Here is an 11,823-nt window from a genome sequence, read left to right as displayed (position 1 = left end):
CTGCCGCGTCCAACCCATACTAAATGGGCATATTCATTATTTTCTCGTAGGCATCTACCAGCTTATTGCGCACTTGAGTCATCGCTTCAAAGGATACACTCGATTTTTCCAAGCCAATCATGACTTGTGGTAAATCTACACCTTCTTCACCACGCTCGTATGCCTGCGCTAAGGAAGACGCTTCTTTTTGCAATGAGTTTACATTATCGACAGCAGCTTTAAGCATGTCTGCAAAATCCGGACGCTCTACCTGTTGGGTTGCTTGCGCGCCTACCTGTTGAATACCAGACTGGGCATTCGCACTTGGCGTTTGGATCTGACTACGCAAGTCACGCATCTGAGAAAGCACCTGATTGATGTCAGGTCTATCGGTCATCATCTTACTTGCACCCAAAAAATCATTAGTTCGTAGTAGCTTAGCACACTGTTATTAAAAACTAGACTTTAAAATCAATCAACTTCTATGCCACACTCTCGCATCTTAGCAATTTTGTAGCGCAATGTTCGCGGGCTAATCCCCAGTTTTTCTGCCACTTCTTTGCGTTTGCCTTTGGCATCCATTAAGGCCTGAGCAATAATTCGAAACTCATGTTGTTGTACACCACGTCCAAGAATAGAAGCCGCTTCGAGCGCATCCTCATTAGACTCTTCTATCTTAGGTGCCGTCACCATATCAAACACAATATGGTTTTGGTCCACACGACCTTGATCACTTAGGATCAAAGCGCGCTGAATCACATTTTCCAGCTCTCGAACGTTACCAGGCCAAGCATGGGACTCTAGTTTACTCAATGCAGAAGGTGTTAACGAAGCGTTATCAATGCGCATCTTTTGTGCATGCTTAAACAATAATGCTTCTGCTAGCGGTTGTATATCGCCTTTACGCTCACGAATTGGTGACCAGCGTAACGGAAAAACATTTAAACGATAATACAAGTCTTCACGAAAACCACCTTCACGCACATATTCCGCCAAATCACGGTTAGTCGTTGCAATGATGCGTACATCCAGTTTAATCGTTTTCTTGCCACCAAGGCGCTCAACTTCATGCTCCTGTAAAACACGTAACAGCTTAGCTTGTAAGCCTACATCCATTTCCGTGACTTCATCCAACAGCAAAGTGCCACCATTGGCTTGCTCAAACTTACCCGCTTGCGATGACACAGCACCGGTATAAGCCCCTTTTTCATAACCAAACAAGATGGCTTCTAGCATATTTTCCGGAATAGCAGCACAGTTGATTGCCACAAAAGGTTGGCCACTTCGCTCGGAGACGGAATGGATGTACTGTGCCAGCACCTCTTTACCCGTACCGCTTTCACCACAAATCAATACCGTAGAATCGGTCACAGCGACACGCTTGGCCAACTCTAACAAAGCCACACTCGCTGGATCCTTAGCAATTGGCGTATTGCTTTTTACTTTCGCCACGCGCGAAGTGTGTTTCGCAATAACATCCAGTAACTCTTCTTCCTTGAATGGCTTCAATAAGTAATCCACAGCACCACTGCGCATGGCCTCCACTGCCTGGGCAATGTCTCCATAGGCCGTCATCAACATCATTGGCAACTCAGGGAAATGCTCCATCACATGCTGAAGTAGGCCATAACCATCCATGCCAGGTAAGTTAACGTCCGACACCACCATATCAAAGTTTTGGCGTCGCAACGCCAATATAGCGTCTTCTGAGCTCTCCACCATAAAACACTTGTAGCCGGCCAACAGCAACGTATCTTCCAACGCCTCGGCTAGACCTCGGTCGTCTTCTACGACTAACAAACTCACTTCCGACATGTTAACTCCCTAAAATTGGCAATGTTATGGTCGCCTTTGTGCCGACCTGAGGTTGGCTTTCAATATCAAAGGTGCCATGATGCGCACGAACTATCGCTTTCACAACCATCAAGCCAAGCCCCGTTCCATGTTGTTTGGTAGTAACAAAGCCTTCTTGGACTTTGCTCAATTGTTCTTCACTCATACCGCGCCCATGATCTTCCACGACAATAGACAGCTGTTGTTCAACTTGAGCAAAATGAAGGTAAATGCAAGCCCCTCGCTCCGACGCCTCTATCGCATTGTTCACGAGATTTAAAATCGCCCCGATTAATACTTCTGGATTACATTGCAACAAGCAGGAGTTTAATTGGCTAACCGTTGCCTCAAGTGTTGCATGGTTCTGCTCTGCCTGCTCATGAGCTCGTTCGATAAGTTTATCGCTAAACTCGCTTAAACTAAGCTTCTCATCAAGCTTTATGTCCGATTTTGAGAAAATCAGCATATCCCGAATCTGGCGCTCAATATTGTTTAAGCGTTCGGACAGTTTCCCTGAAAAACGTACTCGCATGTCTTCAGACAAGGAATCTTTCTGTAAGTGCCCAGCGTATAGCATGGCTGATGAAAGGGGGGTGCGAATTTGATGGGCCAGCGCTGCGACCATTTGGCCCATCGTTGATAAGCGTTCATGATGCGCCAGTTGTCGCTGCAAAGAATGGGTTTCCGTTAAATCTACCAAAATAATAAGTTGCCCCGGCACATCGCCTAAGGAAGACGTCTCCACTCGAACTCGACGCCCAGTTACCATGGTGATTTCATGACCATCGTCTTTTTGCGGACGAAAACTTTTTGGCACAATCTCCGACCAAACACCACCTAAAATCGATTCGCCAAACAACCGATCTACAATCGGGTTAGTCATGACAACAATCCCTTCGGGATTGAGTAGCATGACACCAACTGGCATCGACCAAAACAACTGCTGAAACTGTTTCAATAGAATTTTATTTTTCGATTCCTCGTCGCGCTTGGCTTGCTCAGCTTGCTCCAACTTTGTCGTTAAGCGTCGCACTTCACCTTGTAGCTCTGCATAGGAATTCTGTAGGGAACGCGAGGTTTCTTCAAATAGCTCAAATGCCTCTTTTAAGCGAGCAATTTCTTCATCCTTGTCCACTTAAAACTCCGATTTATCGATACGATAGCGACGCATTTTTTCAATTAAAGTGGTGCGTTGAATTTGTAATAAATTCGCCGCTTGAGACACAACGCCATTAGAACTAGTCAGGGCATGGCGAATCAGCAATGACTCTAAATGACGCACATAAACATTTAAGTTCACCCCCTGCGCGCGCGGCATGTTCGGGGACTCTGCAAGGCGGTTTAAAATAGGCATTATCTGATCCTGACGCCAAGGTATAGGACAACACCAAATGGCACTGTCGGTTTCTATCCCCTCACGCGTCTGCAACCAAATAGAAGGCAGGGGCAGAGACAGCTTAGTCACATCGACTAAGCTCCCCACCACAAAGAAATCCACCAGCTCATCCTGCTGCGGATCTAACACGACTTCAATGCCGAGGAAATGCAGGATAGGCGCGACGGCTTGAGTCTCTTCTTGACTGACACCAACTAAACAGGCTTTCATAATTCTCTATTAATGACCTTAACTAACCTTAAACTTTAGCACAGAGTCGTCCAAGAGACATGATTTCATGCTCAGTAAAATGACAATAATGTCTTTATAAGGCAATGATTTAACTACTTAGATTTTGTAGCAATTGATCAAACTCTTCTTCAGCAGTTTGACTATCTTGCTGCCATGACAAACTACCCAACAAAGGTGCAGACACCATGTTATTAAGTGTTGCCAAGTTTTCCTCATAGCAGTTCATTTCATTTTGCCCGCCATTGGCAATCCAACCAGCAATCGGCAAGCCATCACGGCGAATGGCTTCCATGGTTAAAAAGGCATGATTCAAACAGCCCAAGCGCATGTCCACGACAACAATCACAGGTATGGCTAAACGCTTTGCTAAATCAGATAACAATTCACGATCATTAAGCGGTACACGCCAGCCCCCAGCGCCTTCTACTAAGGCAAAATCATGTGGCGTTAATAGCGTGCCACGGACAAATCCCTCTAAACGAGAGACCGTAACGATCTTATTCTCTTTGGCTGCGGCGATATGAGGCGCAATCGGCGGTTCAAATACCACAGGATTAACCTGCTCGTAACGCAAAGAAATAGAACCTGCCGCTTGAATTTGCAAAGCGTCATCGTTGCGCAATTTACCATCGATTTTTTCGGCGCCCGCAGCAATCGGCTTTATCCCCATTGAGCGCAACTGGCGGCGCGCTGCTGCTTTCAATAAGCCAACACAAACATGGGTTTTGCCGGCATCCGTGTCGGTTCCGGTGATAAAGTATTGCTGTTTAGCCATGATCTACCTTCATTAATTGAATAAATGCCACTTCATAGGAAAGCGGAATACCTTTCTCTGTGGCTTGTTTCGCGTAGGCGACTTCAAACGCTTTCCACTTAGACGGTGATGAAACTCCTGAGTCGTCCGCGACCAAAGAAGCTCCGACCTTTTTAAGCGAATAGACGGCCGCTTTAACACTGTCAAAGTACACAGTCAAAGTTCGTTGCTCTGCTCGTAAGACATCAAAGCCCGCAGCCTTGCAATGTTTCAAGAAGTCGTCTAATTCTGGATAGTGGTTATGATGGCTGCGTCCATCAACACATTGCCACGCTTGCCCCAGTTCCGACATTGAGCCAGCCAACAGGGTCGATACGACCACTTGCCCCCGATTTTTTAATACTCGATGCAGCTCTCGAAACAACTGCTGCGGATCCAAGCACCACTGAATCGCTAAACTAGAAAAAACGCCATCAAGAGACGCGTCCTGAAAAGGCAAGGCTTCTGCATCGGCACAGACAAACCCAGCAGTGCTCACGCGCCGCCGCGCCTGTTGCAACATTGAAAAAGACAGGTCCAAAGCGATGCTCTGCAACTCAGGCTGCGCCATCTGCATAGCTTGCAAGGACTTTCCTGTCCCAGTACCAAGATCCAGCCAACGTTGGTTCGACTTAGCAGTAAACCAAGCCATCAGCTTAGTTAACACTTGCTCTTGAAACAGAGCATACTCATCGTAGCTGTGTGCCGCACGAGAGAAACTCGTCGCGACTTTTTGTTTGTACGATGAATCAGATTCAGAGGAACGTGTTGTCATTAATATATTGAGTTACCAAGGCCACAAATTGTGACGGGGCTTCTAGAAATGGCTGGTGCGCCATATTAGGCAAGGACACTATCGTTTGCAGTGGATTGCTTGGCATAGCCTGCACCACTTTAGCCTCGGCCACCAACGCATCATTAACGCCAAAAACATGTAGGTTTGGTAAATCTAGCAAAGCAATCTCTCGACGCACATCCAGAGTCTCCAGCAAGGCCAAACCACGAATCAATGCTTCTGGATCAATCAGCTCTTTGGGCTGTAGCCCTGCTAGCATTTTGGTTAAAGCTTTAGGATCTTGTGCCCCTTGGGTTTGTAGAGACAAGAAGCGACGTAGACCTTTTTCAGGGTACTGCTTTACTAGATCAAAAAACTGCGTGTAGGTTTCCTGCGCCATGCCCATCGGCCAATCGGAAGACGCCACAAACTTCGGCGCACTTGCTACACTGATGACGCCTTTGACACAACTAGAGCGGCGCGCTGCAATATAATTTGCCACCATGCCGCCAAGTGACCAACCAATCCACCAGCAAGGCTTTGGGGCCGCGCGTATCAACTGTTCAGCCAAGGCATCAATATCATAGTTGGGCCCAAATCGATTGGCTTTATGCCAATTCGGGTCGACCGACACGCCCGGCAAGTTTGCCAGCACCACATAGAAAGACTCACTAAGCAGTTTAGCTACCTCGTGAAATACTTCTTTTGGCATCGCCCAGCCTGGCACTAAAAAGATTGCGGGGTAATTGGGGTTACCAAAGACTTCGGTTTCAATTGGAGTACGCATATTGATCACTTAGAAACATCATGGAAGATAGCATCTAGGGTATCACACAAATGCCCGACTTCCCCATGGCTGTGCTCAGCACTCAAAGTAATACGCAATCTTGCTGTATTAGGTGGAACTGTAGGGGGACGTATTGCCTTACACATGATACCGCGCTGCTCTAACTCATAACTGATACGCAGGGCTTGTTCACTCGAACCAATCAATAAAGGTTGAATGGCGCTGTCAGACGGCATCATTTCATAGGGCCACGCCTCGGCACGCTGACGCAGTAATGTTACGTTACTTGCTAGGGTTTCTCGCCGCCGCTCACCCTCTTCGGATTGAATCAGCTGCAAACTCGCCAACACCGTTGCCGCAACAGCTGGAGGCATAGCAGTAGTGTAAATATAAGGACGCGCAAACTGGGTTAGGTAATCTGCCATATCATGGGAGCAGGCGACAAATGCCCCCGCCACACCAAAAGCCTTGCCAAAGGTGCCCATCAGGAATGGCACCTGCTGTGCGCTCAAGTTCTCCAGTGCCAAACTGCCTTTGCCAGCTTCGCCCATGCAACCTAAACCATGCGCATCATCCACCATCAACAACCAACCTTGCTCAGCAGCTAACCTAGCCAACTCAGACAACGGCGCTCTATCGCCATCCATACTGAAAATGCCATCGGTGGCGAGTACACCGGCTTGCCCGAGGCTGGCCATGTGCTTGGCAGCGCTTGCTACATTGTTATGCAAATAACGTTTGAATGTCGCTTCACTTAGACGAGCACCATCGATTAACGACGCATGATTCAGCTTATCCATTAAAATAGGATGCTGTTTGCTGCCGAGTGCGGAAATCACCGCCAAGTTAGCCATATAACCGGTACTAAACAGTAACACCCGCTCGTAGCCCAGCCACTCACACAAAGCTTGCTCCAGCTTTTCATGAATATCTAAATGACCACACACCAGATGAGACGCGCCACTTCCAACACCGTAACTCAATGCCGCATCCGCCATGGTTTGCTTTAGCATTGGATGGTTAGCGAGGCCAAGGTAATCGTTAGAGCAAAAAGCCAAGTAGTCTTTGTCGGCTTGCCTTAAATGGGTAGTCTGCGGACTGGTAATGACTTTAGTTGAACGAAACAGATGTTGCTCGCGGCGCTCCTGAAGCGCCGCAAGCATCCAATCGGGTGTATTAAACGGTGGCATCGTAGAAAAATTTCGCTTCTTCTTGCGCTTTCGCTTGAGCCACAATGGATTCCTGTACCGCTTCATCAGAAACATCGTGACGTTGCTCAGGCTGAATGCCCAGTTTTGCGAACAACATGCGGTCTTTATCGGCTTCAGGGTTGCCCGTCGTCAGCAGTTTCTCGCCGTAGAAGATCGAGTTCGCACCGGCCATAAAACATAGCGCTTGAGTCTGTTCACTCATGCCTTGACGGCCTGCAGACAAACGTACATGCGACGTAGGCATTAGGATACGTGCCACAGCGATGGTGCGGATAAATTCAAATTCGTCTAGATCATCCACGTTTTCCAGTGGCGTGCCTTCAACTTTCACCAACATATTGATCGGCACACTCTCTGGGTGCGGCGTCATTTGCGACAGTTGACGTAATAGACCGACACGGTCTTTTTGCTCTTCACCCAAGCCCATAATACCGCCACAGCATAGCTTAACGCCGTTATCACGCACGCGTGACAAGGTATCTAGACGCTCTTGGTAGGAACGAGTAGTGATGATGCTATCGTAAAATTCAGGTGAGGTATCTAGGTTGTGGTTGTAGTAATCAAGACCCACTTCCGCCAGTTGTTTAGCTTGCGCATCGTTTAATGTACCTAGCGTAACGCATGACTCAAGACCCAGTTGCTTCACGCCTTTAATCATTTCCAATACGTATGGGAAATCTTTTTCCGATGGATGCTTCCAAGCCGCACCCATACAAAAGCGCGTTGCGCCCTTGTCTTTTGCCAGTTGAGCCTCTTGCAACACTTTCTGCACTTCCATTAACTTTTCTTTCTCAAGCTCAGTGTTGTAATGGCCACTTTGTGGGCAGTACTTGCAGTCCTCTGGACATGCGCCAGTTTTGATGGACAATAAGGTACTGACTTGTACTTGATTTGGTGCAAAGTTAGCACGGTGAACGGTTTGCGCATGGAAGAGCAAATCCATAAATGGCATGTCGAACAAAGCTTGAACTTCTTGGCTAGTCCAGTCGTATCGAGGTTGAGTCGCAATAGTCACCGCTGTGGCTCCATAATTTTATTGTTGCAAGGAACGCAATACTAATGACCTTATCTAATCTGTCAACCAACTTAGCCTCGACGGTTTACAATAGACTATTTTTAAATCGATGCTATGTCTGCAATATCCGCAATGAAGGCAGCCTCTGCCTAAGTTGCCAATCACTACTAAGCGTCAACCGCAATCACTGCCAACTATGCTCCCGCCCCACCCGAGTCAGCATGACATTGTGTGGCGAATGCCAAAAGAAACCTCCCAGCTTTGATCGCATCATTGCGCCGTTGAGATACGAAGGACTTTGTCGAGCCCTAATCCAAAAAGCCAAATTTGAAAACCAGCTTCATCTGCTAAGACCTCTAGTAGCCATAACCGCGCAGCACATTCTGAATAAAGGCATCATACTTCCTAATAATTGGTGCGTGGTTCCCACCAGCCGTCAATCTCTAGCAGAGCGGGGTTACTGCCAAACGTCGTTCATCTGCACACAGCTGAGCCAATCCCTATCAAGCACACCAATACAGCGTATCCAGCTACAACGCACCCTTGACGTGAGCGCTCAACATACCCGCTCAAAGCAACAGCGACAGACACTCTCTCACCGTCATTTCCACATCGACCAGCCAGTACCAGAGCAAATCCTTCTGATCGATGACATTGTCACCACAGGCAGTACCGCTGAAGCTTGTGCCAAAGCTTTACGTCTGGCTGGAGCCAAGCGAGTGACCATTTTAGCCTTAGCTCGAACAGCAGAATAAGACTTATCGAGGTGACACAAGCCACCCAACTTCGTTAGTATCGCCCTAACTTTATTGACGCATGTGAGTGAGAAAGCGGAATGAACCAAGCAGAGCAGCAACGGCTAACCGAGCTAGACAAACAGCTTTTATGGCACCCTTATACTTCCATGAGTCACCCGACACCTCACTTTCTGGTAGAGCGCGCTTCTGGCTGTGAATTTCATCTAGCCGACGGCCGCACACTCATTGACGGCATGTCTTCTTGGTGGAGCGTGATTCATGGCTACAGCCACCCCGCTATCAACCAAGCGTTACATAAGCAAATTGATGACTTTTCACATGTGATGTTTGGTGGCCTGACACATAAACCCGCCATTGAGCTGGGACAGAAATTAGTTGCCATGACACCTGCCAGCTTAACTCGTGTGTTTTTCTCTGATTCTGGCTCGGTGTCTGTAGAAGTGGCACTGAAAATGGCGATTCAGTACTGGCACACACAAGGCAAACCTAGCAAGCAGCACTTTGCCACACCTCGCTCCGGCTACCATGGTGACACCTTTGCCGCCATGTCAGTATGCGATCCAGTCAATGGCATGCACAGCATGTTTAATCAAGCGTTAACGCCGCAATGTTTTGTATCACCGCCACCAACAGGCATCGACACGCCATTAGACACGGCCTACCTTAAAGAAATTCGTGAAACCTTTGTTGAACACCATGAACATCTAGCCGGTTTTATCATCGAGCCCGTGGTACAAAATGCAGGGGGTATGCGCTTTTACAATCCTGCCTACTTAGATGAAATTCGTGTCCTCTGTGATGAGTTCGATATTTTGCTCATCTTTGATGAGATTGCCACGGGATTTGGACGCACTGGAAAACTGTTCGCAACTGAACACAGCAACATCGAACCCGATATCATGTGCGTTGGTAAAGCCTTAACCGGTGGCTACATCACTCTGGCGGCAACCATTACCAACGACAAGGTGGCTCTAGGCATTAGTGACCAAGGCGGTGTCTTTATGCACGGCCCTACTTTTATGGGTAATGCCCTAGCCTGCACCGCAGCCAACGCCAGTTTAGATTTGGTTCAAAATTACGATATTGAAAAGACCGTTGCACAAATCCAAGTATGGCTAGAAAGCGCCTTAAGCCCCTGCTTAGATCTGGAGGTAGTACTTGATGTGCGCTGCCTTGGCGCAATTGGCGTGGTAGAACTTTCCCATCCCGTGGATTTACATAAGATCCAACCTTTATTCGTAAACAAAGGTGTCTGGATTAGACCATTCGGCCGCTTGATTTACCTAATGCCACCGTATGTTATTGAACAGGAGCAGATTACCAGACTTGGGCACGCCATTTACGGGGTGATTCAAGAGCACTTTTCCTAATCTAGAAAAGTGAGTATTGCTTAAAAACAAAAACACCGAGCCGAGCTCGGTGTTTTTTTAAGTGTACGTAAAGTCTACTGCTTCATACGCTCTGCAAGGTTACCTTGTTCGTAGGCTTCCTCTTCGATGTGCGCAATATTCGTAACGATGTGTTCGGCGCGCTCAATGCTTTCGATACTTAGCTGATCCACTTCCATCATCTGCTGACTCAAAGAAGTTGCTACTTCAGCCTGTTCTGCTGTGGCGGAATTAATTTGCGCTGTCATTTCAACAATATGATGAATGGCTTCCTCAATGGCATTCATACTCTCAGCCACCTCCGTTACCCCTGCGACACCCTCATTAGCAACACTGGCGCCTTTATCAATTGCTTCCAAAACAGCTTGAGTGTTGCGCTTTAGCTCTTCAGTCGTCTCATGAATACTTTGGGTAGCATCCTGAGTACGAATCGCCAAGGCACGAACTTCGTCTGCCACGACTGCAAAACCTCTTCCCGCCTCACCAGCGCGAGCCGACTCAATCGCCGCATTCAACGCCAGCAAGTTAGTCTGCTCGGCAATATCACTGATTGAGTTCACCAAGCCGTTAATGCGATCACTCTGTCGGGCAAGGTCTTCTACCACACCTTTGGCAGAGTTTACTTCTTGATAAACCTTCTGCATGGTTTCACCCGTATGTTTCGCCATGGCACGACTAGCTTTCGCTTTATCTTCCACAGAAGCGGTGTCTTCAGCAGCAATTCGCACATTGTCAGCGATTTGATTCACACTGGCCTGCAACTGGGTGCTTGCCGATACCACAGTACGGAAGCTATCACGCTGCTTATTAAAATTACCTAGATTCGAAGTAACACTGTTTTTCGCTTGCTGAGCGGTGTTCTGAAGCTGTTTAGAACCCACCATCAAACGATAGCGGAACGTGAACGCAGCGGCATTTTTATGCAATTGAGAGAAACTGAGCGCTACATTCGGCCCTACTGCTTTGTAGTACAAATACTGCCCAATGGTGTTATGAGCCTCTGGGGGCAATTTGGCAATCGTGGAGCGTAAAGCATGGCGTTGAGTAAGGTTCAGTGTCGCCCCAACCACTGCTAGAATCGGTGCAAGAATTTGCCACCAGAGCCAAGGTGAAAACATCCCCATGATACCAAACGCCACAAAGAAAATCGCATTCAGCCATGTTTGACGCCACATCCAACCTTTGAATCGCGGCATACTAGGCACAGGATGTTTACCCGCATTGACGCGCTCGTACACCATTTGCGCATGAGCTTTCTGATCATTGGTGACTTTCTGACGCACAGATTCATAACCGATCACTTTACCATTATCGATAAGGGGACTAACGTGGGCACTGACCCAGTAGTGATCGCCGCTTTTACAACGGTTTTTAACAATTCCCATCCAGCTGCGGCCCGCTTTTAGGTTCTCCCACATGTCAGCAAAAACGGCAGGAGGTACATCTGGATGACGAATCAAATTGTGAGGCTGGCCAATCAGCTCTTCTCGCTCATAACCCGCCACTTTACAGAAATCATCATTTACAAAAGTAATACGCCCTTTAACATCCGTGCTGGAGACTAGGGTGTAGTGCGAAGGAAAATCGTTTTCCTTGTTTGTAACAGACATCTTACGCATAACTTCACTCGATACAAAATGTTACTTATTTAGTCTAA

General features: G+C 47.6%; 12 protein-coding genes. 2 read left to right on the top strand and 10 right to left on the bottom strand.

What is annotated here, in order from left to right:
• Window positions 1-19: 19 nt before the first annotated feature.
• From fliE to bioB, 9 genes are all read right to left on the bottom strand, one after another.
• The gene (fliE, locus tag ASC49_RS04225; RefSeq protein WP_055461969.1) at window positions 20-379 is read right to left on the bottom strand and encodes a flagellar hook-basal body complex protein FliE; all 360 of its coding nucleotides are present in this window, start codon (window positions 377-379) and stop codon (window positions 20-22) included.
• A gap of 71 nt (window positions 380-450) precedes the next feature.
• Window positions 451-1,794: a sigma-54-dependent transcriptional regulator gene (locus ASC49_RS04220; protein ID WP_055461968.1), complete on the bottom strand. Its 1,344-nt coding sequence runs from the start codon at window positions 1,792-1,794 to the stop codon at window positions 451-453.
• A 1-nt stretch (window position 1,795) separates the two neighbouring features.
• Entirely contained in the window at window positions 1,796-2,947 is a 1,152-nt protein-coding gene (locus ASC49_RS04215; RefSeq protein ID WP_055461967.1) for a sensor histidine kinase, read from the bottom strand.
• Entirely contained in the window at window positions 2,948-3,418 is a 471-nt protein-coding gene (locus ASC49_RS04210; RefSeq protein WP_055461966.1) for a helix-turn-helix domain-containing protein, read from the bottom strand.
• A 109-nt stretch (window positions 3,419-3,527) separates the two neighbouring features.
• The gene (bioD, locus tag ASC49_RS04205; RefSeq protein ID WP_055461965.1) at window positions 3,528-4,214 is read right to left on the bottom strand and encodes a dethiobiotin synthase; all 687 of its coding nucleotides are present in this window, start codon (window positions 4,212-4,214) and stop codon (window positions 3,528-3,530) included.
• Window positions 4,207-5,007, bottom strand: a complete 801-nt coding sequence (gene bioC, locus ASC49_RS04200) for a malonyl-ACP O-methyltransferase BioC (protein WP_055461964.1) — start codon at window positions 5,005-5,007, stop codon at window positions 4,207-4,209. Before bioC ends, bioD begins: the two co-directional genes overlap by 8 nt.
• On the bottom strand, window positions 4,988-5,794 hold the full coding sequence (locus ASC49_RS04195) for an alpha/beta fold hydrolase (RefSeq protein ID WP_055461963.1): 807 nt from the start codon (window positions 5,792-5,794) through the stop codon (window positions 4,988-4,990). Before ASC49_RS04195 ends, bioC begins: the two co-directional genes overlap by 20 nt.
• A 5-nt stretch (window positions 5,795-5,799) precedes the next feature.
• Window positions 5,800-6,984 carry an 8-amino-7-oxononanoate synthase gene (bioF, locus tag ASC49_RS04190; protein ID WP_055461962.1) on the bottom strand — a complete coding sequence of 395 codons (1,185 nt, stop codon included), beginning with the start codon at window positions 6,982-6,984 and terminating at the stop codon, window positions 5,800-5,802.
• The gene (gene bioB, locus ASC49_RS04185; RefSeq protein WP_245624630.1) at window positions 6,971-8,020 is read right to left on the bottom strand and encodes a biotin synthase BioB; all 1,050 of its coding nucleotides are present in this window, start codon (window positions 8,018-8,020) and stop codon (window positions 6,971-6,973) included. Before bioB ends, bioF begins: the two co-directional genes overlap by 14 nt.
• 221 nt (window positions 8,021-8,241) lie before the next feature.
• Between bioB and ASC49_RS04180 the strand changes: the two genes are divergently transcribed.
• Both ASC49_RS04180 and bioA read left to right on the top strand, forming a co-directional pair.
• Window positions 8,242-8,775 (top strand): ComF family protein, encoded by a 534-nt coding sequence (locus ASC49_RS04180; RefSeq protein WP_055461961.1) that lies wholly within the window; start codon window positions 8,242-8,244, stop codon window positions 8,773-8,775.
• An 80-nt stretch (window positions 8,776-8,855) separates the two neighbouring features.
• Window positions 8,856-10,148: an adenosylmethionine--8-amino-7-oxononanoate transaminase gene (bioA, locus tag ASC49_RS04175; RefSeq protein WP_055461960.1), complete on the top strand. Its 1,293-nt coding sequence runs from the start codon at window positions 8,856-8,858 to the stop codon at window positions 10,146-10,148.
• 74 nt (window positions 10,149-10,222) lie between these two features.
• Here bioA and ASC49_RS04170 read toward each other — a convergent pair whose 3' ends face one another.
• A complete protein-coding gene (locus ASC49_RS04170) occupies window positions 10,223-11,785 on the bottom strand; it encodes a methyl-accepting chemotaxis protein (protein WP_055461959.1) in 1,563 nt (520 codons plus the stop codon).
• Between the last annotated feature and the right edge of the window lie 38 nt (window positions 11,786-11,823).

Source organism: Marinomonas fungiae (genome assembly GCF_001418205.1).
Classification (GTDB): Bacteria; Pseudomonadota; Gammaproteobacteria; order Pseudomonadales; family Marinomonadaceae; genus Marinomonas; species Marinomonas fungiae.
This window is presented reverse-complemented; position numbering and strand designations above follow the sequence as displayed.